Annotated in this window: 14 protein-coding genes; 7 read left to right on the top strand and 7 right to left on the bottom strand. The window is 72.9% G+C overall.

The window, feature by feature from the left end; all coding sequences use genetic code 11:
- Window positions 1-12 precede the first annotated feature (12 nt).
- Both ACIBQ6_RS44630 and ACIBQ6_RS44625 read right to left on the bottom strand, forming a co-directional pair.
- A complete protein-coding gene (locus ACIBQ6_RS44630) occupies window positions 13-3,051 on the bottom strand; it encodes an amino acid adenylation domain-containing protein (RefSeq protein ID WP_397218874.1) in 3,039 nt (1,012 codons plus the stop codon).
- A 70-nt stretch (window positions 3,052-3,121) separates the two neighbouring features.
- A complete protein-coding gene (locus ACIBQ6_RS44625) occupies window positions 3,122-4,228 on the bottom strand; it encodes an NAD(P)/FAD-dependent oxidoreductase (protein WP_397218873.1) in 1,107 nt (368 codons plus the stop codon).
- Window positions 4,229-4,707: 479 nt separating this feature from the next.
- On the opposite strand from ACIBQ6_RS44625, the gene ACIBQ6_RS44620 reads away from it, so the two are divergent.
- The 5 genes from ACIBQ6_RS44620 (at window position 4,708) to ACIBQ6_RS44600 (ending at window position 11,238) form a co-directional block, all read left to right on the top strand.
- The gene (locus ACIBQ6_RS44620) at window positions 4,708-5,010 is read left to right on the top strand and encodes a 4a-hydroxytetrahydrobiopterin dehydratase (protein WP_397218872.1); all 303 of its coding nucleotides are present in this window, start codon (window positions 4,708-4,710) and stop codon (window positions 5,008-5,010) included.
- 122 nt (window positions 5,011-5,132) lie between these two features.
- On the top strand, window positions 5,133-6,860 hold the full coding sequence (locus ACIBQ6_RS44615) for an MFS transporter (RefSeq protein WP_397218871.1): 1,728 nt from the start codon (window positions 5,133-5,135) through the stop codon (window positions 6,858-6,860).
- Window positions 6,861-6,929: 69 nt separating this feature from the next.
- Window positions 6,930-7,553 carry a helix-turn-helix domain-containing protein gene (locus tag ACIBQ6_RS44610; RefSeq protein ID WP_358298322.1) on the top strand — a complete coding sequence of 208 codons (624 nt, stop codon included), beginning with the start codon at window positions 6,930-6,932 and terminating at the stop codon, window positions 7,551-7,553.
- Entirely contained in the window at window positions 7,553-9,289 is a 1,737-nt protein-coding gene (locus ACIBQ6_RS44605; protein ID WP_397218870.1) for an ABC transporter ATP-binding protein, read from the top strand. Before ACIBQ6_RS44610 ends, ACIBQ6_RS44605 begins: the two co-directional genes overlap by 1 nt.
- Window positions 9,286-11,238, top strand: coding sequence for an ABC transporter ATP-binding protein (locus ACIBQ6_RS44600; protein WP_397218869.1), 1,953 nt, complete (start codon window positions 9,286-9,288; stop codon window positions 11,236-11,238). The genes ACIBQ6_RS44605 and ACIBQ6_RS44600 overlap by 4 nt, the downstream gene beginning before the upstream one ends.
- 164 nt (window positions 11,239-11,402) lie before the next feature.
- Here the strand turns inward: ACIBQ6_RS44600 and ACIBQ6_RS44595 are convergent, their stop codons facing one another.
- A complete protein-coding gene (locus ACIBQ6_RS44595) occupies window positions 11,403-11,966 on the bottom strand; it encodes a dihydrofolate reductase family protein (RefSeq protein ID WP_358298316.1) in 564 nt (187 codons plus the stop codon).
- Between the two features lie 107 nt (window positions 11,967-12,073).
- On the bottom strand, window positions 12,074-13,474 hold the full coding sequence (locus tag ACIBQ6_RS44590; protein WP_397218868.1) for an APC family permease: 1,401 nt from the start codon (window positions 13,472-13,474) through the stop codon (window positions 12,074-12,076).
- A 256-nt stretch (window positions 13,475-13,730) separates the two neighbouring features.
- On the opposite strand from ACIBQ6_RS44590, the gene ACIBQ6_RS44585 reads away from it, so the two are divergent.
- Complete coding sequence (locus ACIBQ6_RS44585; protein WP_397218867.1) at window positions 13,731-14,414, top strand: hypothetical protein; 684 nt, start codon at window positions 13,731-13,733, stop codon at window positions 14,412-14,414.
- A 3-nt stretch (window positions 14,415-14,417) separates the two neighbouring features.
- Here ACIBQ6_RS44585 and kstD read toward each other — a convergent pair whose 3' ends face one another.
- Window positions 14,418-16,175: a 3-oxosteroid 1-dehydrogenase gene (gene kstD / locus ACIBQ6_RS44580; protein WP_397218866.1), complete on the bottom strand. Its 1,758-nt coding sequence runs from the start codon at window positions 16,173-16,175 to the stop codon at window positions 14,418-14,420.
- 74 nt (window positions 16,176-16,249) lie between these two features.
- Window positions 16,250-17,140 carry a YihY/virulence factor BrkB family protein gene (locus tag ACIBQ6_RS44575; protein WP_358298309.1) on the bottom strand — a complete coding sequence of 297 codons (891 nt, stop codon included), beginning with the start codon at window positions 17,138-17,140 and terminating at the stop codon, window positions 16,250-16,252.
- A 129-nt stretch (window positions 17,141-17,269) separates the two neighbouring features.
- On the opposite strand from ACIBQ6_RS44575, the gene ACIBQ6_RS44570 reads away from it, so the two are divergent.
- A complete protein-coding gene (locus ACIBQ6_RS44570; protein ID WP_397218865.1) occupies window positions 17,270-17,737 on the top strand; it encodes an NUDIX hydrolase in 468 nt (155 codons plus the stop codon).
- A gap of 191 nt (window positions 17,738-17,928) precedes the next feature.
- Here ACIBQ6_RS44570 and ACIBQ6_RS44565 read toward each other — a convergent pair whose 3' ends face one another.
- Window positions 17,929-21,996 (bottom strand): S8 family peptidase, encoded by a 4,068-nt coding sequence (locus tag ACIBQ6_RS44565; RefSeq protein WP_397218864.1) that lies wholly within the window; start codon window positions 21,994-21,996, stop codon window positions 17,929-17,931.
- Between the last annotated feature and the right edge of the window lie 42 nt (window positions 21,997-22,038).

The raw sequence follows: 22,038 nt of genomic DNA, 5'->3' as shown, positions 1-22,038 counted from the left end.
GACCTTTCCTGATCAACCGGTGGGCACCCGCTGCCCGGCCGTGCCCGCCAGGCGGGCGTGGTAGGCGGCGATCGGGCCGTCGAGGGTGCCCTCGCCGAGCCGCCATCGCTGTTCGAGCCTGTGGCACTCGTCCTTGCGGAACAGCGCGGGGTTGTCGGTGAGCAGCCCGCCGAACGCCCGGCGCAGCTCCTCCTCGTCCGCCGCGGCGGGCAGCAGGGAGGCGAGCGTGATCAGCTCGCGGTCCCCGCTCGCCCGGCCGGTCTCGCGCACGAGCCGCGCGAAGTCGCCGCACGGGATCGGCGTGACCGGCACGCCCGCCCGCGCCGGCACGTCGTCGATGCGGACGCTCTCGGCGCGGAAGACGTGCAGCGTACGGCCCCAGACCTCCGGGTCGGCCACCGCCGCCCCGACCCGCGCGGCGACGTAGTCGACCGGCGTGTAGTCGGTGCGCGTGGCGACGTCCGGACGCACGCCGAGCCGCACGAACGCCGACAGCAGCAGGTGGGTGAAGGCGACCGGGTTCGGATAGCCGTTGTCGGCGCTCGGCATGATCTCGCCCAGCCGCAGCACGGTCACCAGCGCGCCCCGGCGCCGGGCCTCGGCCAGGTAGCGCTCGGCGATCCACTTGGACCGGCTGTAGCCGCCGCCCGGCGGCCTGGCCAGCGCCGGGTCGCAGTCCTCCGGGACGCGCTCGCCCCTGTGGAGCGCCTCCGTCTGCAGGGCGCCCAGCGTCGAGACGTAGTGCAGCGGCACCGGGTGGTGGGCCATCGCCAGCCGCACCAGCTCGATCGTGCCGCGCACGTTGGCCTGACGGTGGGCGCGGTAGTCGAACAGGAAGTTCACCATCGCGCCGTTGTGCAGCACCAGGTCGCAGGCTCGGGCCAGATGCTCCCAGGTGGAGCCGTCCAGCCCGAGGCCGGGTAAGGACAGGTCGCCCGCGTAGCCCTCCAGCCGGTCGGCGAAGCGCGGCTCCCACAACCCCCGCTCGGCGAGCGCCGCGACGACCCGGGCCGTGGCCGCCTCGTCGTCGGCCGCCCGCGCCAGGCAGCACACCCGCAGCCCGCCGCGGCTCAGCAGCTCGTGCACCAGGCGGCTGCCGACGAACCCGGTGCCCCCGGTGACCAGCACCGTGCGCAGCCGCTCCGGCCTGGACGCCCGCCGGATGGGCTCCCCGTCGGGCACCACGGAGTCGCGCGCCATCAGCACCGACTCCTCCTCGATGGCCTCGTGGTCCTGCCGTCGCCGCTCGATCAGCCGGGCCAGCGCGCCGGCCGTCGGGTGGTCGTACAGGTCCTTGACGTCCACGCGCACGCCGGTCTCGGCGGTGATCATGTGGACCACGGACAGGGCCTGGATGGAGTCGCCGCCCGACTCGGCGAAGTGCGTCTCGGCGGTCAGGCCCGGCCAGCCCAGCGCCGAGCGCATCGCCCGCAGCACCTGGTCGCCCAGGCACGCGGTCGGCGCGCTCTCGGCCAGCAGCGCGGTGTCCTCGGCCAGCCGGCCGTCGAGGATCTCCTGGAGCCGGCCGCGGTCCACCTTGCCGTTGTCGTGCAGCGGCATCTCGGCCAGCGGGAAGAAGTAGCGGGGGACGCTGGTCCGCGGCAGCGTGCGGCGCAGCTCGGCGGCCAGCGCGGCCTCGGTCAGGCCCCTGCCGGAGGCGAACAGCGCCAGCGCCTTGACGCCCGCCTGCTCGGCCACCAGCACCTCGGCCTGCAGCACGCCGGGGCAGCGCTGGGCCGCCGCGGCGATCTCGCCCAGCTCGATGCGCACGCCGTGGATCTTGACCTGGAAGTCCTTGCGGCCGGCGAAGAACAGGCGGCCGTCGTCGTCCAGGTGGCCGAGGTCGCCCGTGAGGTAGAGGCGCTCGCCCGGGATCTCGCCGGGGAACGGGTTGCCGACGAACGCCCTGGCCGTCGCGGCCGGGTCGCCCAGGTAGCCCGCGCCCAGGCAGACGCCGCCGATCGCGATCACGCCGGTCGTGCCGGGCGGGACCGGGCGCAGGTCGTCGTCCACCACGACGGCGTAGCAGTTGTCGATCGGGCGGCCCAGCGGGACCGCGTCGCCGTCGGCCGCCGACACCCGGTGGAAGACCATCCCGATCGACGCCTCGGTGGGGCCGTAGCCGTTGGTCAGGTCGAGGCCGGGCAGGAGGGCCATCAGACGGTGCACCGCGCGCGGGCTGACCGCCTCGCTGCCGACGACGAGCCGGCGCAGGGACGACAGCGCGCGCAGGGCGGCGGCGTCGCCGTCCACGATGGCGACCAGGGCGTTGAAGACGCTGGAGACGAAGTCGGCGGTGGTGATGCCGTACCGGGCGATCAGGTCGATGGTGTGCCGGAGGTTGAGGAAGTCGCCCTGCACGGGCAGCACCGTGCGCCCGCCCGTGGTCAGCGGCCAGAACAGCTGCCACAGCGCGGAGTCGGAGGTGTGCCTGCTGTTCTGCAGCACGACGTCGTCGCCGGTCGCGGCGAAGTAGCGGGTCATGAAGCGCAGCCGGTTGGCCAGGCCGCCGTGCCGGTTCATCGCGCACTTGGGGGTGCCGGTGGTGCCGGAGGTGAAGTAGCCGTACGCCAGGTCGTCAGGGCCCAGCTCGACCGCCGGGCGCTCGGCGGTCGGGACGATCGTGTCGATCCCGACGATCACCGCCCGATCGGCCGCGCCCGGCGGCAGCGGTTCGCCGCCCGCGCACAGGATCGGCCCGTCCGGCAGCACGTCCAGTGTGTCGCGCACGCGCTCGACCGGCCACGACGGGTCGAGCGGCACGAAGGCCGCGCCCAGCTTCATCAGCGCCAGGTACGCGACCGGCAGTTCCAGCGAGTTGACCAGCAGGGCGGCGACCACGTCGCCCTTGCCCACGCCGTGCCCGGCCAGCGTCGCCGCCAGGCCGTTGACCAGGTCGTCCAGTTGCCTGTAGGTGAGGGTCCTGCCGTCGTAGGTGACCGCCGGCCGCTCCGGGCACCGGTCGGTCTGCTCCTCGATCAACGCCGGGACGGGACGGAACGGGCCGAAGTCGACCGCCCGGCCGGTGAAGCCGCGGGTGTTGCCGGTCATCTCCACCTCTCTGTCAGGAATGTACGAACGGCGACCGGCCCCTTTGCCTCACACGCCCCCGTCGCCTTCCTCATAGGCGTTCCAAGTCGTTCCGGAGCCGGCCCGGCGCGTACGCCGGTTCGGCGGCCCCGTCCGTCGCCGCGGCGGCGGCGAGCCGGCCCGCCTCGGGCGACGTCTGCACCCCGTAGCCGCCCAGGGCGGCCAGCCAGACGAACCCCGGCGCGCCGGGCTCCGGCCCGATCACCGGCGTCCCGTCGGCCACCTCGCTGCGCAGCCCCGCCCAGGCGTGCCGGACGCTGCGGATCTCCAGCGTCGTGGCCTCCTGGACGCGCCGCACGCCGACGGCGACGTCCAGGTCGTCGGGGCGGGCGTCACAGGGCGGGACGGGCGTGGCGTCGGCGGGGGAGACCAGCAGCCGCCCGGACTCGGGCTTGACGTAGAACGTGTCCGCCACGTCGGTGACCATCGGCCAGGACCGGGCGTCCGTCCCCTCTGGCAGGTCCACCAGGAACGCGGTCCTGCGCAGCGGGCGCAGGCCCACCGGCCGCACCCCGGCCAGCCCGGCGACCTCGTCGGCCCACGCCCCGGCCGCGTTGACCAGGATCGGCGCGGCGTGCTCGCCCGCGTCGGTGACCGCCCGCCAGACGCCGCCCGTGCGCGACAGCGCCCGGACCCGGGCGGAGGTGACCACCTGGCCGCCGCGCGCCTTGATGCCGCGCAGGAAGCCCTGGTGGAGGGCGTCCACGTCGATGTCCATCGCGCCGGGCTTGAGCATCGCCCTGCTGAACCGGCCAGGACGCAGGATCGGGCAGTGCTTCGAAGCCTCGGCGGGGTCGATCTCCACCGCCGGAGTCGGGGCCCGCCGCCCTTCGGCCAGCACCTCGTCGAACAGCCTCTCGCCGCCGTGCGGGCACAGCGCGAGCACGCCGCGCGGGCTCAGCAGCGGGACGTCGGCGAAACCCGGTGGAGGCGCGGCGAGGAAGTCCCTGCTCGCCGCCGTGAGAGCCCGGACGGCCCGGTTGCCGAAGTACTCCGAGAAGAGCGCCGCCGACCGTCCGGTCGAGTGGTGGCCGGTGACCTGCTCGGCCTCGAGCAGGGTCACGGTGCCTGACCTGGCGAGGAAGAACCCCGCACAGGCGCCCGCGACGCCGCCCCCGACAATGAGAAAATCTCTCACGTCCGTAAACTGATCACATTTCACCGTGTTTCGGCAAACAGTTTGTACGTCCTGACAGAAATGACTTGTCCGAAATGCGTAGTAAGTCAGGTCGTAAATGCTGTAATTCAAGCATTTATATAAACGATCTTGTGATTACCGGCCTGTCAGGGCCTCGGCGGCGGTGGCCGGGCGTTCCGGCGGCGTCAACCCCTATGTCAGAAACGGCGCAGGCGTGCGCTCCGAGTGTCAGATCCGATCGCCATCAGGGGCTCGCTCCGCATGAGCGTCCGCGGGCCCGACGCCGCGAGCAGGTTCGCGGCGAGCGCCGAGGCGCGGCCCGTCCGCCGGCCCGCTGATCGCCGCCCCCGCCACCAGCGCCCGCGTGCCGCGTCGCCTCTACGAACCGTAGTACTACACGCTATAGAGGGGACTGGCGGGTGTGAAGCGGCCCATCGGTGGTAGCCGAGCGTCGGGAAGCCGACGACTTGGGGGGCAACATGGCCGAGCGCCTGACCGACGAGGACATCGACACCGCCCTGGCGGCGCTGGAGGGCTGGCGGCGGGACGGCGACGCCCTGGTCAAGGACGTGCCGATCACGCCCGACAGCTACGGCTGGCTGAGCGAGGCGGTGCACAACGAGGGCGCAACGCTGGGGCACCAGGCCGGGATCGAGCGCACGGCGGAGGGCATCCGCTTCCGGCTCTCGACGGGCGAGGCCGGCGGGGTCACCGAGCGCGACGTCGAGCTCGCCGCCCACATCGACCAGGTCCTCGACGGCGGCGCCCGCGACCGCGGCTGACCTGGCCTTTCAGCGGCTCGCGTCGCGTAGGGCCCCTTCTGCGGCCAGGCCGATGTGCAGGGCGCACAGGTTGTGCAGGGGGCACATCCTGTGTAGGGTGCATTCGGACAATAGGGGGATTAATGGTGCATTCCGCGCCCAGCCCGCGCTCCGGCGGCGGGATCGTCAGCGTGCTCGCGGTCGCCGGCATCGTCGGCTCGCTCATGCAGACGCTGGTGGTGCCGCTCATCGGCCAGCTGCCGCGGCTGCTGCACGCGAGCGCCGCCGACACGTCATGGGTGATCACCGTGACGCTGCTGGTCGGCGCGGTCGCCACCCCCGTGATCGGCAAGCTCGGCGACCTCTACGGCAAGCGCACCATGATGCTCGTCTGCTCGGTGCCGCTCGTCGCCGGGTCGGTGGTGTGCGCGCTGTCCGGCTCCCTGATCCCCATGATCGCCGGACGCGGTCTCCAGGGGCTGGGCGTCGGCATGATCCCGCTCGGCGTCAGCGCGCTGCGCGACCTGCTGCCGCCTCAGCGGGTCGGTCCGGCCATCGCGCTGATGAGCTCGTCCATGGGCATCGGCGGCGCGCTCGGGCTGCCGATCTCGGCCGCGGTCGCCGAGTACGCCGACTGGCGGGTGCTGTTCTGGGGCTCGGCCGCGCTGAGCGTGCTGGTCGGGGTGCTGATCTGGCTGCTGGTCCCGGCCACGCCCACCGCCGCCGTCCGGGGCCGGCTCGACCTGGTCGGCGCGTTCGGCCTGGGCGCGGCGCTGGTCTGCCTGCTGCTCGGCGTGTCGAAGGGCGGCGACTGGGGCTGGTCGAGCGGCACCACCCTCGGGCTGCTCGGCGGCGCGGTGCTGCTCGCCCTGCTGTGGGGGCTGTGGGAGCTGCGCGTCCGCGACCCCCTCGTGGACCTGCGCACCACCGCCCGCCCCCAGGTGCTGCTCACCAACGTGGCCTCGATCCTCGTCGGCTTCGCCATGTACGCCCAGTCGCTGGTCCTCATGCAGATCCTGCAGCTGCCCGCGGCGCTCGGCTACGGCCTGGGCCAGTCGATGCTGGCCGCCGGGCTCTGGATGGCGCCGTCCGGGCTGATGATGATGGCGGTCTCCTCGCTCGGCGCCCGGCTGTCGGCCGCCCGCGGGCCCAAGACCAGCCTGTTCGTCGGCGCGCTGGTCATCGCGGCCGGCTACGGCACCGCGCTCGGCCTGATGGGCTGGAGCTGGGGCCTGATGATCGCCGGTTGCGTCGGCAGCGCCGGGGTCGGCCTGGCGTACGGCGCGATGCCCGCCCTCATCATGGGCGCGGTCCCGAGGAGCGAGACCGCCTCAGCCAACAGCTTCAACACCCTGATGCGCTCCATCGGCACCTCGGTCTGCGCCGCCGTGATCGGCGTCGTCCTGGCCCAGCTCACCGTGACGGTCGGCGGCCACACGCTGCCCTCGGAGACCGGCTTCCGCACCGCCCTCCTGATCGGCTGCGGCGTCGCGGTGGTCGCCGCGCTGGTCACCCTCACGCTGCCGAAGACCAAGACCGCCGACGCCCCGGCCCCTGTCGCCGCCGCGACCCCCGCCGCGACCCCCGCCACGACCCCTGCCCCGGCGCCGGCGGCCGGGCCCGCCCCGGCCGCCGCCGACGTCCTCGGCCCCTGGGGGGACGCGTTCCGCACGCACGACCCGGCCCCCGAGGGCCGCCACCACCCGCGGCCGGTCCAGCCGGAGGAAACGGGCGTGCTCTCCCTGGAGGAGCGGGACGAGCTGCTCTGGCTGCGCCGCGAGAACGCCGAACTGCGCCGTGAGCTGGACGTGCTCATGCGGGGCGCCGGCGTGTGGCTCAAGAACCTGGCCGACGACAAGCCGGCGGGCTGACCTGCCGATCCACATGTCCGGCAAATAATGATTTGAACGAGCGAGTACTCACTCATTACGCTCGTCCGCATGACCAAGAGGCGACGGGTGCCCGCGATGGCGCCCGAAGACCGCCGTGCCGCCCTCATCGAGGCCACCGTCCCCCTGCTGCGCGCGCACGGCACCGCCGTCAGCACCCGCCAGATCGCCGAGGCCGCGGGCGTGGCCGAGGGCACGATCTTCGGCGTCTTCCCCGACAAGGCCACGCTGCTGCGCGCGGCCCTGATGAGCGCCTTCGACCCCCGTCCGGCCGAGGAAGCGCTCGCCGCCATCGGCGCCACCGCCGGGCTGCGCGCCCGGCTGCGTGAGGTGGCGGCGCTGCTGCGGGCCGGCATGAAGGCCAACGTCAACCTCTTCACCGTGCCCCGCGAGCTCATGGCCGAGGACGCCGAGTTCCGCGAGCACATGCTGGACAGCCGGGCCCGCATCACCGCCGCGATCGCCGCCCTCGTCGAGCCCGACCGCGACCATCTGCGCCGCTCGCCCATGGCCACGGCGCAACTGCTGCTCATGCTCGTCTCGGTGAGCGTCCACCGCGGTTTCGGCCTGTCCGACGACTTCGGCGACATGGACGACGAGGAGCTCGTCTCCGTCCTGCTCGACGGGCTGCTGCTGCCCTCCTACCGCACCCCCATCACAGAAAGCGTCCGTTGATGCTGCTGCGCCTGCTGCGGGTCCAGCTCAGGCCGTACGGGAAGGAGATCACCCTCGTGGTCCTCTTCCAGTTCGTGCAGACACTGGCCACGCTCTATCTCCCCACACTCAACGCCGACATCATCGACCACGGCGTCATCACCGGCGACACCGGTTACATCATGCGCGTCGGGCTGGTGATGCTCGGCGTGACGTTCGTCCAGATCGTCTGCTCGATCGTGGCCGTCTACTACGGCGCCAGGACGTCGATGGCCCTGGGCCGCGACCTGCGCGCCGCGATCTTCCACCGCGTGCAGGGCTTCTCGGCGCAGGAGGTGAACAGGTTCGGGGCGCCGTCGCTGATCACCCGGACCACCAACGACGTGCAGCAGGTGCAGCTGCTCGTGCTGATGACGTTCACGATGATGGTGGCCGCGCCGATCATGTGCGTCGGCGGCATCGTGCTGGCGCTGCGCCAGGACACCGCGCTGTCGTCGCTGCTGCTCGTCGTGCTGCCGGTGATGATCGTCATCGTCGGCCTGGTCGTCTGGCGGATGCGGCCGCTGTTCCGCACCATGCAGGAGCGCATCGACCGGATCAACCAGGTGCTGCGCGAGCAGATCACCGGCATCCGGGTCATCCGGGCGTTCGTCCGCGACCGGCACGAGCGCGAGCGCTTCGGCGTGGCCAACGACCGGCTCACCGACGTCTCGCTGCGGGTCGGCCGGCTGATGGCGCTGATGTTCCCCTCGGTCATGCTGGTCGTGAACGTCTCCAGCGTCGCCGTCATCTGGTTCGGCGGCCACCGCATCGCCGACGGCACCATGCAGGTCGGCGCGCTGACCGCGGTCATCTCCTATCTGATGCAGATCCTGATGTCGGTGATGATGGCCATGTTCATGTTCATGATGATCCCGCGCGCCGAGGTCTGCGCCGAGCGCATCGAGGACGTGCTCGGCACCGACCCGACCGTCCACCCGCCCGCGGACCCCGTCACCCCCGACGGCCACCGCGGCGAGCTGGAGCTGCGGTCGGTCGACTTCCGCTACCCGGGCGCCGAGGACCCGGTGTTGTGCGGGGTGAGCTTCGCCGCGCGGCCGGGCCGGACCACCGCGATCATCGGCAGCACCGGCAGCGGCAAGACCACGCTGCTCAACCTCGTCCCGCGGCTGTTCGACGCGACCGCCGGCGACGTGCTGGTGGACGGCGTCAACGTCCGCGACCTCGACCCGGCGGCGCTGTCCCGCGCGGTCGGCCTGGTCCCGCAGTCGCCCTACCTGTTCTCCGGCACCGTGGCCTCCAACCTGCGCTACGGCCGGCCCGGCGCCACCGACGAGGAGCTGTGGCGGGCCCTGGAGATCGCCCAGGCCCGCGAGTTCGTCGAGGCGATGCCCGGGGGCCTGGACGAGCCGATCTCCCAGGGCGGCACGAACGTCTCCGGCGGCCAGCGCCAGCGCCTGGCCATCGCCAGGACCCTCGTCCACCGGCCCGGGATCTACCTGTTCGACGACTCCTTCTCCGCCCTCGACTACGCCACCGACGCCCGCCTGCGGGCCGCCCTGGCCGAGGAGATCGCCGACGCCACGATCGTCATCGTCGCCCAGCGGGTGAACACGATCCGCGACGCCGACCTCATCCTCGTGCTCGACGAGGGGCGGGTGGTGGGCAGCGGCGACCACGCCGAGCTCATGGAGACCTGCCCGACCTACCGCGAGATCGTGCTGTCCCAGCTCACCGAACAGGAGGCCGCGGCATGACCGCCCAGGCTCCCGCGCGCCGCCCGCAGCCCGCCTTCGGGCCGGGCAGGATGATGGCCGGCCCGGCCGAGAAGGCGCTCGACTTCGGCGGCACGCTGCGCAGGCTGCTGCGCCTGCTGCGGCCCGAACGCGCGATGCTCGGCGTCGTGCTGGCGCTCGGCACGGCCAGCGTCGCGCTCACCGTCACCGGGCCCAAGATCCTCGGCCACGCCACCGACCTGATCTTCTCCGGCATCATCGGCGCCCGGCTGACCCCCGGGCTCACCAAGGAGCAGGCCGTGGCGGGCCTGCGCGCCAAGGGCGAGGACAACTTCGCCGACATGGTCGCCTCGATGAACGTCGTGCCCGGCCAGGGCATCGACTTCACCGCCCTGGCCCACGTCCTGGGCTGGGTGCTGGCGATCTACGTGGTGGCGGCGCTGCTCGGCATCGCGCAGTTCCGGCTCACGACGACCATCGTCCAGCGGGCGGCGTCCCGGCTGCGCGAGCGGATCGAGGCCAAGCTGGGCCGGCTGCCGCTCAGCTACTTCGACGGCCAGCCGCGCGGCGAGATCCTGAGCCGCGCCACCAACGACACCGACAACATCGCCCAGACCCTCCAGCAGACCATGAGCCAGCTCATCTCCTCGGTGCTGACCGTCGTGGGCGTGCTGGTGGTGATGTTCTGGATCTCGCCGATCCTGGCGCTCATCGCCCTGGTCACGGTGCCCGTGTCGGTCTACGTCACCACCGTCGTCGGCAAGCGGTCGCAGCCGCAGTTCGTCAAGCAGTGGTCGTCCACCGGCAAGCTCAACGGCCACATCGAGGAGATGTACGGCGGCCACACCCTGGTCAAGATCTTCGGCCGCCAGCAGGAGGCCGTCGCCACCTTCGAGGAGCACAACCAGGCCCTGTACGCCTCCAGCTTCCGCGCCCAGTTCATCTCCGGGCTCATCCAGCCGGCGATGATGTTCATCGGCAACGTCAACTACGTGCTGGTCGCCGTCGTGGGCGGGTTCAAGGTGGCCTCGGGCGCGATCTCGCTGGGCGACGTGCAGGCGTTCATCCAGTACTCCCGGCAGTTCAGCCAGCCGCTGACCCAGGTGGCCGGCATGGCGAACCTCGTCCAGTCGGGCGTCGCCTCGGCCGAGCGGGTCTTCGAGCTGCTGGAGGCCCCCGAGCAGTCGGCCGAGCCGGCCGAGCCCGCCCGTCCCGCCGAGCTGCGGGGGCGCGTGGCGTTCGAGAACGTCTCCTTCCGCTACGCCCCCGACCGGCCGCTGATCGAGAACCTGTCGCTGACCGTGGAGCCCGGCCAGACCGTGGCCATCGTCGGCCCCACGGGAGCGGGCAAGACGACCCTGGTCAACCTCATCATGCGGTTCTACGAGGTGACCGGCGGCCGCATCACCCTCGACGGCGTCGACACGGCCGAGATGTCCAGGGAGGAGCTGCGCGCCGACATCGGCATGGTGCTCCAGGACACCTGGCTGTTCGGCGGCACGATCGCCGAGAACATCGGCTACGGGGCCGAGGGCGCCACCCGTGAGCGCATCGAGGCCGCCGCCCGCGCCGCCCACGTCGACCGCATCGCCCACACGCTGCCCGACGGCTACGACACGGTGATCGACGAGGAGGGCGCCACGGTCAGCGCGGGTGAGAAGCAGCTCATCACGATCGCCCGCGCGTTCCTGTCCGAGCCGGCGATCCTCATCCTGGACGAGGCCACCAGCTCGGTCGACACCCGTACCGAGGTGCTCATCCAGCGGGCGATGAGCTCGCTGCGCGAGGGCCGGACCAGCTTCGTGATCGCCCACCGTCTGTCCACGATCCGCGACGCCAGCCTCATTCTGGTCATGGAGGAGGGCCGAATCGTCGAGCAGGGCACCCACGAGGCCCTCCTGGCGGCGGACGGCGCCTACGCCCGCCTCTACTCCGCCCAGTTCGCCCAGGCCGCCGTCGAGGTGGACTGACCGCCATTCTCCCGGGCCTTCGCTTTTACGTCATTGACGGCCGGACTATCTCCTGGTCAGCGGCGTTCTGACCAAAAAGCGAAGTGCCCGGGAGGCCATTCCCGGGCACGTGCTCTCTTTCGCCTTCCGCGGTGCACGGCCCGCCACGATGGAGGGCGGACCTCTCAGGACCGTTCCGGCTCGTAGTGCAGGCCCACCACGCCGCAGTCGAAAGCGCGCGCGCCGGCCAGACGCAGCCGGTGGTAACCCTCGCCCGCCGGGAACAGCGGCAGCCCGGCCCCGATCGCGACCGGGTTGACGAACAGGTGCAGCTCGTCGATCAGCCCCCGCGAGATCAGCTGCCGGCCGATCGAGGCGCCGCCGGCCACCATCACGTCGCCGCCGGGCTTCGCCTTCAGCTCCTCGACGGTCTCGGCCGGGTCGCCGCCCGCCACGACGGCGTTCTTCCAGGGCGACTCGGTGAGGCTGCGGGAGATGACGACCTTCGGAGTGTTGATCATCTTGTCGATGCCCTCCTCGGTCTCGCCCGCCGGCCGCGACTCCCAGGCCGGGATGAAGCCCTCGGCCAGCTTGCGGCCCAGCACGATGGTGTCGACCGGCTCCCAGAGCGCCGCGACGTGGGCGTTGATGTCGTCGGTCCAGGGGAACGTGACCCAGTCCATCTCGCCGGCGGGGCCGCCCACGAAGCCGTCCGTGGTGATCTGGAGCTGCAGCTTGACCTTGCGCATCTGATATGTCCCTTCCGGTTTCGCTCTGTGTGGTTCCCAGCTTGCCGGAGCCTGCTTACGGTCTGCTTCCGCCGGGCTTAAGGTCGCCGGTCTTGTGGCCGCCGGTCTTATGGTCGCCGGGCGGCCCGGCGCCTGGCCGACGACCAGGACGCCGCCCACAGGATCACGCCGATCACCAGCAGGATCCCGGCGATCTCGTACTGGCCCGCCGGACGCCCGGAGGACCACGGCAGCACCAGGTAGAGGCAGGTGACCGTGCCCACCACGGGGAGCACCCGGCCCGCGTTGAAGTGCTCGGCGCCGGTGACGTCCCGGCGCAGGACGAGGACCGCCACGTTGACCGCCGCGAAGACGGCCAGCAGCAGCAGCGAGGTCGTGCCGCCCAGCAGCGCCACGACGGGGCTGTCCGGGACCAGCGAGACGAACGTGATGAGGCCGATGGCGATCACCGTGGTGAACAGGATCGCCGCGTGCGGCGTGCGCCGGGTGGCGTGGACCGCCGACAGGAACGGCGGCAGCACCCCCTGCTTGCTCATGCCGTACAGCAGCCGGCTGGCCATCAGCATGTTGATCAGCGCCGAGTTCGCGACGGCGAACATCGAGATGAACGGCAGCAGCGAGGCGATCGGCACGCCGGGAGCCGCCGTCTGCACCACCGTGACCAGCGGCGTCTCGCTGGCGGCCAGCTGCCCGACCGGGACGACGGCGACCGCGCAGATCGACACGAGCACGTAGATCACCCCGGTGATGCCGATGCCGGCGAACATCATGCGCGGGAAGATCCGGGTCGGGTTCTTGGTCTCCTCGGCCATGTTGACGGAGTCCTCGAACCCGACCATGGCGAAGAAGGCCAGCGACGTCGCGGCGCTGACGGCCAGGAACACGCCCTTGTCGGAGGGCGTCTCGAAGGCGATGACGCGGGAGAAGTCGGCGTGGCCGCCGGAGATGAAGTACCCGCTGAGCACGATGACCATCAGCAGCCCCGACAGCTCGACCGCGGTGAGCACGACGTTGAGCTTGACGCTCTCGCCGACGCCGCGCAGGTTGACGGCCAGGATCAGCAGCATGAACCCCACGGCGATCAGCAGGATGACGCCGTTGCCCGCGTCGAGGCCGAACCCGGTGGCGAGGTTGGCGGCGAAGGCCCGCGAGGCCGCCGACGCCGACGTGATGCCCGAGCACATCACCGCGAAGCACACCAGGAACGTCAGCGCGTGCTTGCCGAACGCCTTGTGCACGTAGAGGGCGGCGCCCGCGGCCTCCGGATACTTGGTCACCAGCTCCAGATAGGAGCAGGCGGTGATCAGCGCGACGACGAAGGCGATCGTGAAGGGCAGCCAGGCCGCGCCGCCCACCTCGCCGGCGACCTGGCCGGTCAGGGCGTAGATGCCGGTGCCGAGGATGTCGCCGACGATGAACAGCAGCAACAGGCCGGGGCCCATCACCCGCTTCAGGCTGGGCTGGCCGCTGCCGGCCTCGGGCGGGCTGGGGGGACTGATCTGAGCCATGGGGGTGGTCCTTCTCGTCCGTGAGGATGACGGCTACGTCAGGTGCGCGGGCGACGGCGAGGCACGGCCGGTCGCCGCGCGCCGCCGCGACCACGTGATCTCGACCGTCATCCTGACACTGTACGATCCCGGCTTGTCATCCGTGAACAGGCCGTCACGCTGAGCATCCGCCCCGGCACGGGGGAAGCGGGGGCGGGGGTAAGGGTTGCAAGTCGGGAGCAATCCCTGCGCAAGGGGCGGGTCCTAACGTCGGGGCGTGTCCAGACGACTGGTTCTCGGCGGCGCCGTCCTCGCGGCGACCGCCACGCTGACGCTCGGCCTTCCCGCCGCCCCCGCGCTCGCCGCCGCGCCCGCGCTCGCCGCCGCCCCCGCGCTCGCCACCGCCCCTGCGCTCGCGGCCGCGCCCGCCCCCGGCAAGGTGGCGGGCGAGTTGTTCCGCGCGTGGCTGGCCGGCGACCGCGCCGCCGCGGCCGGGGTCGCCACCCCCGCCGCGGTGCGCACGATCTTCGGTTACGCCTACCGCGCGCCCGACCGCTTCGACGGCTGCTCGCGCGGCGTGTGCCGGTACGTGCACACCAGCGTGCGCGTGCCCGGCGGCCTCAACGGCATCGCGATGGCCGTGACCGGCTCCAAGGTCACCAAGGTCTACCTGTCCCGGCACGTCGTGCGGCCGTCCGCCGCGGCCGGGCACCTGTTCGCCGCCTGGAAGCGCGGCGACCGGTACGCCGCCCTGGAGGTCGGCGCCGAGGACGCGGTGCGGACGCTGTTCCGGGTCAGGTACGACCCGCGCGGCGTCACCCACCACTTCCAGGGCTGCGCCAAGGAGCCGAAGGGCTACGCGTGCGCCTGGTCCTACGAGGGCGGCGCGATGTTCATGCACGTCCGCGGCTCCACGGCGAGGGGCTACGACGTCCGGTCGATCACGTACACGGCCGACTGACGGTCAGCCGCCGGCCAGGTCGTTCGCGGCCACGTAGCCGAAGGTCATGGCCGGTCCGATGGTCGAGCCCGAGCCCGCGTAGCTGTGGCCCATGACGGCGCCGCTGGCGTTCCCGGCGGCGTACAGGCCGGGGATCACCGAGCCGTCGGCGCGCAGGACGCGGGCGCGGGCGTCGGTGCGCAGGCCGCCCTTGGTGCCCAGGTCACCAGGGACGATCTTGAAGGCGTAGAACGGCGGCAGCCAGAGCGGCGCCAGGCACGGGTTCGGCCGGACGTACGGGTCGGCGTAGTAGTGGTCGTAGGCGCTGTCGCCGCGGTGGAAGTCGGCGTCCCGCCCGGCCAGGGCGAACCCGTTGAAGCGGGTGACCGTGGCGCGCAGGGCGGCCTCCGGCACTCCGATCTTGCGGGCGAGCTGCTCGATCGTCGGGGCTCTGAACAGGGCGCCGCTGTCGTACCAGGAGTCGGGGAAGGGCAGCAGCGGCGCGATGTCCTTGAACAGGTACTTGTTGCGGTACTGCTGGTCGATGATCAGCCAGGCGGGGATGTGCGGGTCGGACGGGGTGTTGCGGTCGTACATGACGTGCACGACGTCGCTGTAGGGCGCGGCCTCGTTGACGAACCGCCGGCCGGCGCCGTTGACGATGACGCAGCCCGGCAGGGTCCGCTCGGCCAGGCAGAAGTACGGCTCGCCGGGCAGCGGGATCACCGGCCCCCACCAGGCGTCGTCCATCAGGTCCAGCGCGCCGCCGGCCTGCTCGCCGGCCTCGATGCCGTCGCCGGTGTTCTCCTTGGCGCCGACGGTCCAGCTCGTCCCGATGGGCTGGCGCTGGAACTCGGCCCGCATCACCGCGCTGTGCTCGAACCCGCCCGATGCGACGATCACCCCGCGCCTGCCCCTGACCACCCCGGCCGGGGTGACCACGCCCGCGGCCCGGCCGCCCTCGACGTGCAGGCCGAGCAGCGGGGTGTTCAGCCACACCGGCACCCCGGCGGCCAGCAGTCCGGCGCGCAGCCCGGCGGCCAGCGCCTGGCCCATCGTCAGCGGCTTCTCGCCGCGTAACGCCGCCTGCGTGCCCCGCAGCAGGCACGCCGCCGACACCTCCGCGCCCTTGGGGTTGACCAGGGCGAGCGTCAGCCACTTGTAGTCGGCGCTGAAGACGACCATGCCCGCCGGGGTCGCCATGTACGGCGGGTTGAGCCGGGCCAGCTCCGGGCCGAGGAGGTTGCCGTCGAACTGGTCGGGCTCGATGGAACGCCCGCCCGGCATCCCGCCGGGGAACTCCGGGTAGTAGTCGGAGTACCCCTCCATGAACCGGAAGCGCAGCGGGCTGTTGCGCGTCACGAACGAGATCATCTGCGGCCCCGCGTTCAGGAACGCCTGCTGCCGCGCGGCCGGGACGGTGTCGCCCACCACGCGGGCCAGGTACGCGGCGGCCTTGGCGGGCGTGTCGGGCACCCCGGCGGCCAGGATCACCTCGTTGCACGGGATCCAGATGCCCGCGCCCGACCGCGCCGCCGACCCGCCGAACGTCGGCGCCTTCTCCAGCACGACGGTGCTCAGGCCGCGCTTGGCGGCGGTGAGGGCGGCGGTCATCCCGGCGGCCCCGGAGCCGACCACCACCACGTCGTAGTCGGCCTCGGCGTAGGCCGGGTCCTGGCCGAGCGCCGCGCCGGTGACCAGGATCCCGCCCGCGACGAGCAGGGTACGGCGGCTGCGCCCGCGGGGGGTGAGGTCGTCGGAGGCCGGTGAGGCTGGTCGCATCGATGATCCCTTCGACAGGGGAGAGCCGGTCGGCCCCCTCGCCGAAACGAGCATGCGCTTGGTTGGTTACCCTGTCAACGGGCCCGCCGCACGGCCAGATCCTTGACGTGGCCCGACGTGGCGGTCGCCGTCAGGGCGGTGGCGAACAGGATGAGCTGGTTGAGCACCTTCAGGAACAGCAGCATGCCCGCCGCGCCCGCGACCACCCGGTAGGCGGGATTGGCCGCGGTGAGGTTGACGTAGACCTGGCCGATCGTCTTGAGGATCTCCAGCCCGGCGGTGATCACCAGCGCCGGGCCGATCACGCGGCGCAGCGGCACCCGCAGCCGCGGCGGCGCGGTCAGCAGCGCCATGGCCAGCAGCGTGTTCACGCCGAGCCCGAGCACGATCCCGGCCGCGGTGAGCACCCACTGGGCCGGAAGGGCCTCGACGCCCACGGTGAGCACGGCCAGCCAGGTCAGCAGCCGTTCGGCGGCGAAGGCGACGGCGAGCGAGAGGGCGAGCAGCATCCCGAGCCCGGCCATCACGCCCAGGTCGATGAGCTGGCGCAGGAGGAAACGCCCCGGATACTCCTCCAGCCCCCAGATCGCCCGGGTGGCCGAGCGCAGGGTGTCCATCCAGAACAGCCCGGTCATCGGCAGCGCGACGAAGGCCACCGCGCCGGCCGTGCCCCCGGCCTCCCGTAACGCCTGGACGTCGAGGCGCGGGAAGTTCTCGCTCAGGTAGTGCTGGACCGTGGCGAGGACCGTCGGGTCGTCCATGACGTGGCCGAGGATGCCGAACGCCAGCAGGGCCAGGGCGAAGGTGGCGAAGAAGGAGTAGTAGGTGAGGGCCGCCGACAACCGGCCGCCGTCGGCCTTGTCGTAGCGCAGCACGGCGCGGGACAGGTGGTCGAGCCAGCCGTGCCGGTCGCGGGCCCGCCGCCAGGCCGCCGCCGGGCCCTTGTCCGGTCCGGTGGCGTTCATGGTGCGCGGGTCCCTTCGCTTTCCGTCCCGGTGGCCGTACGCCGCCGGGTGCTCACCGTACCGCCATGAGCGGATCGGCAGGGCGGCGGCCCGCGCGCCGCCGTACGGCCTGCCGGTACCCTCCGGCAGGTGATCACGTACCGTCCCACGGCCCGCGTCGTCCTCGCCGAGCCCGCCGGCCGCGTCCTGATGTTCGGTTTCGTCCCGCCCGACCCGTGGCCCGCCGAGCCCGCCTGGCACCTGCCCGGCGGCGCGGTCGAGCCGGGGGAGACGGTGGCGGAGGCGGCCTGCCGGGAGGTGCGGGAGGAGACCGGGTTCGTGCTCGCCGCCGCGGACCTGGGCGGGCCGGTGGCCGTCAACGCGGGGGAGTGGTCGGTGCGGGGACACCGGTTCCACACCGTGCACACGTACTTCTTCGCCCGGGTGCCCGGCATGGAGCTGCCCGAGCCCGCTGACGACGGGCTCGGGCATCGCTGGTGGAGCGCGGGCGAGCTCGGCCGGGCCACCGAGCGGGTCTTCCCGCCGGGGCTGGCCGGGCTGGTCGAGGGGCTGCTCGAAGGCGTACGCCCAGACTCGCCCGTCACGCTGGACTGGTGACCGCGCCGGGAGGACCCGCGGATCCCGCCCGGCGGGTGACCGCGGCCGCCGGGTGGGCGGGCGGGGGGGGGGGGGGGGGGGGGGGGGGGGGGGGGGGGGGGGGGGGGGGGGGGGGGGGGGGGGGGGGGGGGGGGGGGGGGGGGGGGGGCGCCCCCCCCCCCCCGCGGGGTGGGCGGCCGCGGTCGGCGGGGTCAGCGGAGGTCGAAGGCGCGCAGGGTGGTCTGCCTGAGGCGGTTGCCCGCCGCGTCCCACGCCTCCACCTTCAGGCTCACCGCGCCCTTGGTGGCGCGGTGGGCCGGGTACTTCGCGCCGGCGGTGTAGACACCGTCCCGGCCCCGCCTGAGGTCGGCGGGCTGCCAGGTGGCGCCGTCGTCGGTGCTGGTCCACAGCCGCACGCCCGCGATCGCCGGCATCTTCGCCGCCGACGGCCCGTGGTAGGCCTCCAGCTCGAACGTGTGCCTGCGCCCGGCCGCCACCGTGTTGCCGGCGGACAGGGTGTCACCGAGGTCGTAGCTGACGTAGACCGCGGGGGTGGTGCGGCACTGCTCGACCAGCCCGTCGACGAACCAGGCGTAGCAGTTGGCGCCCGGCCTGAGCTGCTCCTTGGCCGGCGGCGCGGTGAACGTCCACTCGATGTCCGACAGGGCGTTCCTGGCCGTCAGCCGGTAGGTGCCCGGCTCCTTGGGCAGCGGGTAGCGCGGCAGCGTGTCGAAGCCCGGCAGGGGGGCGTTCGGCAGTTCCTTGCCGTCGCGGTACAGGTGCAGCTCGTACTGGGGCACCAGGTCGCCGAACGCGACGCCGTCGTCACGCCGGTCCCCGACCCCGTTGACCATCGACGGCGTCACCCACAGGTTGCCGTCGTGCACGCAGATCGCGCACGGCACGCCGATCACGAGCTGCCTGAGCGGGGGCGCGTCCGCGGGGCCGCCGAGCGCGTACAGCTTGTCGGAGGCCGTCGAGGCGCCCGGCGTGCTCGGGGTGGCGAACCACTTCTGGACGGTGGTGCCCGGCCGGTCGAACACCTCGTGCCGGTAGCGGGTCTCCTGGACCTCCTCGCCCGGCGCGGACGCGACCAGCGCGGACAGGCCCGCCTCGCTCACGACCTTGGGGTCGAGCGGCCAGATCCACTGCGTCCTGCGCTCGGGCAGCGGGGCCGACCACTGCAGGATGTTGGTGTTGGTCGTCGTGTACGAGATGTCGTCGGTCCGCCACGAGGCCCGCCAGTTCATGTACTTCGTGTACGGCCCGGCGTGCACGTCGAGGTCGACCCGGTGGAGCCGGCGCTCGGTCACCTCGTACCGCATCGAGTCGGGGACGCGCCCGTCCACGGACGGGCGGAACACGTACGAGTACGGCGTGTTCGGCGTGCCCTCGACCCGGACGGTCACCCCGCCCCGGCCGGCCTCCTCGCGGATCTTCAGGCCCTCGGCGTTGGAGACGTAGGCGACGGGGATGTTGACCGGCTGGAACGGGCCGCTGAACGGCTTCTGCGAGATGGGCAGCGGGATCGGGCAGGTGGCCGCCTTCTCGTTGAAGGCCAGGACGCCGGCGGCGCCCGCGTCCCTGATCGGGCCCACCCGCTCGATCTGCAGGCCGCACGCCACCCCGAAGATGCCCTCGGCGGGCTCGGCGTCGATCAGCACGAGCGCGCCGCGCAGGTCCTTGCCCGCGAGGTCCTCGGGACGGCCCTTGCCGGCGTCGACCACCCGCAGGTCCTTGGTGCCCTCGAACGGGACGTAGCCCGGGTGGATCTCGCCGGAGTCGATCGTGTGGACCCGGGAGACCGGGTGCAGGGTCGTGCGCCTCGGCGTGCGCATGGTCATGGTGACCTCGGGCACGCCCAGCTCCCACTGGCCGGCGAAGCGGAAGCCGCCCTTGGTGACCTTCTTCGTCGGCAGCGCCCACACCTTCTCCCAGCCGCCGAGCGGGCGACCGGACAGCAGCGTGCCGCCGAAGACCTTGCCGTTGGGCAGGGAGCGCTGGAAGAAGACGTCGTAGGTGTTGTTCAGCGGCTGCGCGGTCTTCGGCGCGCGGAAGCTGACCTCGGTGGCCTTGCGGGCGTCGAGAGTGATCTCCATGTCGCCTGTGACGGTCAGCTCGGGCTCGAACAGCCAGGCCCGGTTGGCGCGGTCGTCGGCGTCCACCCAGTCGAGCACCTGCAGCAGGCTGACGGTGCCGGCCGGGACGCGGCTCACCACCAGGCCCACGTCGTCGATGCGGTTGGGGCCGAGCTCGCCCTTGTTGCCGTCGACGTCCAGGACGCTCATGGCCGACGGGGTACGCGGCCTGCCGTCCCGGTCGATGGTGCGGATGGTCAGGTCGTACTTGGGGACGTCCCGCACCGCGCCGAGCGGCGTGCTGAGCCGGACGCCGTCCGCCTCGGCCGTCACGGCCCCGCTGTAGAGGCCGACGGGCAGCTCGGCCGGGTCGAGGGTGACGGTGGTGGCGGCGGTGCCGCCGGCGGGGACGGTCAGCGTCGCGTCGGCGAGGACCGGCCTGGCGGCGCCCATCGCCGCCTTCAGCGTGAGCGTGACGGGCTGGTCGCCCAGGTTGCGGTAGGAGATCTCGCCGGTCTTCGCCGCGCTGCCGGTCTCCAGCAGGCCGAAGTCCACGCCGCCGCTCGTCGCGAACACCTGCTGCCGGGTCGCGCGGTCCAGGTCCACCCGGCCGGCGCCCTGCTCGTAGACGGTGAAGCCGTCGTCCGTGGAGGTGGACATCAGGGCGGACTTGAGCTGCTGGGCCGTCCAGTCCGGGTGCCGCTGCGCCATGATCGCGACCGCGCCGGCCACGTGCGGCGTGGCCATGGAGGTGCCGGAGGCGCCGGTGTAGTGGTCGTCCACCGGGGAGCCCATGGCGGTGCCGGCCGCCCGCGCGGCCACGATGTCCACGCCGGGCGCGGCGATGTCGGGCTTGAGCCCGCCGCCGGGTCGCGGCCCGCGGCTGGAGAACGCGGCGAGCTTGTCGCTCTTGTCCACCGCGGCCACGGTCAGCGCGGCGTCGGCCGCGCCGGGCATGCTGATCGTCTCGGCCTCGTACAGGTTGCCCGCGGCGACCACGAACAGCGTGCCGGTCTCGGCGGTCAGGTCGTTCACGGCCTGGCTGAGCGGGTCGGTGCCGTCGCTGGGCGGGCCGCCGAGGCTCATGCTGACGGCCTTGGCGCCGCTGCGCGCGGCCCACTCCATACCCTCGATGATCCACGACTCCTGGCCGGAGCCGGTGTTGTCGAGCACCTTGCCGACGACGAGCTGCGCGCCCGGGGCGACGCCCTTGAACTTGCCGCCCGAGGCCGCGCCGGTGCCGGCGATGGTCGAGGCGACGTGGGTGCCGTGCCCGTGCCCGTCCTGGACGGGCTGGTCGGGGACGAACGACTTGCTGTCGGCGATCCTGCCGGCCAGGTCGGGGTGGCCGGTGTCGGCGCCGGTGTCCAGGACGGCGATCTTCACGCCGGTCCCGTCCTGGCCGCGTTCCCATGCCTTGGGGGCGCCGATCTGCGGGACGCTCACGTCCAGGTCGGCCTTGACCTTGGCGTCCAGCCACAGCTTGGCGATGCCGCCGCGCAGCGTGCCGGGCGACTTGGCCAGGCCCTCGCCGGCGGGCCGGCCGCCGCGCACGGCCTCCCAGAACGCGCCCGCCTCGGCCTTGGTGACGTCGAGGGCGGAGGCGTGGATGCTCTCCAGCGTCCGGGTGGGCTCGCTGGCGGGGACGGCGGCGGCCGAGCGCTTGACCGCGGCCTCCGGCTGGTCGCCCGGGTACTGCACGATGACCGGCAGCCGCTTGGCCACCTCGTCGGAGTAGCCGTTCTCGGCCAGGTACTTGACGTCGAACAGCCGCCTGTCCACCAGGCCCGCCTGGACGGCGGAGACCGCGTCGTCCGGCAGCACGAAGACGCCGTCCGGGGTGAACTGGGTGAACAGGTTGATGCGGCGGCCGTCCTGGCGGGTGCCGGGGGCCGGCTCGACGCGGTACCGGCCGGTGGCGGACCGGGTGAGCTGGACCTTGTCACCCGTGATCAGCGTGACGACGACCTTCTGGGCGCGCACCCCGGACAGGGCGACGTCCTTGGCGGGCTGCGCGGGCTGCGCGGGCTGCGCGGGCGCTGTGGGCGCTGTGTGCGCTGCGGGGGCGGCGGGGGCGCCGGGTGCGGGGGTGTCCGGTGTCGCGGCGGTCGCCGGTCCGGCGGTCAGCACGCCGGCGAGCGCGGTGACCGCGGTCAGCAGGACGCCTGTCCGGCGCGCCAGCGGGGGGCGGGGCAGTGCCATGGTGGCCTTTCTGGCGGGGGAGGGGTTCGGACGGCGGCGGCG

Source organism: Nonomuraea sp. NPDC049655, from assembly GCF_044465465.1.
GTDB lineage: Bacteria > Actinomycetota > Actinomycetes > Streptosporangiales > Streptosporangiaceae > Nonomuraea.
Note: the sequence above shows the minus strand (reverse complement) of the source record. Positions and strands in the feature narration are given on the sequence as shown.

What these genes read in the sequence shown, in the direction of transcription:
- ACIBQ6_RS44630 (WP_397218874.1), bottom strand. Translation starts at nt 3,051, where the DNA reads ATGACCGGCAACACCCGCGGCTTCACCGGCCGGGCGGTCGACTTCGGC.
- ACIBQ6_RS44605 (WP_397218870.1), top strand. Translation starts at nt 7,553, where the DNA reads ATGCTGCTGCGCCTGCTGCGGGTCCAGCTCAGGCCGTACGGGAAGGAG.
- ACIBQ6_RS44620 (WP_397218872.1), top strand. Translation starts at nt 4,708, where the DNA reads ATGGCCGAGCGCCTGACCGACGAGGACATCGACACCGCCCTGGCGGCG.
- ACIBQ6_RS44590 (WP_397218868.1), bottom strand. Translation starts at nt 13,474, where the DNA reads ATGGCTCAGATCAGTCCCCCCAGCCCGCCCGAGGCCGGCAGCGGCCAG.
- ACIBQ6_RS44595 (WP_358298316.1), bottom strand. Translation starts at nt 11,966, where the DNA reads ATGCGCAAGGTCAAGCTGCAGCTCCAGATCACCACGGACGGCTTCGTG.
- ACIBQ6_RS44565 (WP_397218864.1), bottom strand. Translation starts at nt 21,996, where the DNA reads ATGGCACTGCCCCGCCCCCCGCTGGCGCGCCGGACAGGCGTCCTGCTG.
- ACIBQ6_RS44600 (WP_397218869.1), top strand. Translation starts at nt 9,286, where the DNA reads ATGACCGCCCAGGCTCCCGCGCGCCGCCCGCAGCCCGCCTTCGGGCCG.
- kstD (WP_397218866.1), bottom strand. Translation starts at nt 16,175, where the DNA reads ATGCGACCAGCCTCACCGGCCTCCGACGACCTCACCCCCCGCGGGCGC.
- ACIBQ6_RS44575 (WP_358298309.1), bottom strand. Translation starts at nt 17,140, where the DNA reads ATGAACGCCACCGGACCGGACAAGGGCCCGGCGGCGGCCTGGCGGCGG.
- ACIBQ6_RS44610 (WP_358298322.1), top strand. Translation starts at nt 6,930, where the DNA reads ATGACCAAGAGGCGACGGGTGCCCGCGATGGCGCCCGAAGACCGCCGT.
- ACIBQ6_RS44615 (WP_397218871.1), top strand. Translation starts at nt 5,133, where the DNA reads ATGGTGCATTCCGCGCCCAGCCCGCGCTCCGGCGGCGGGATCGTCAGC.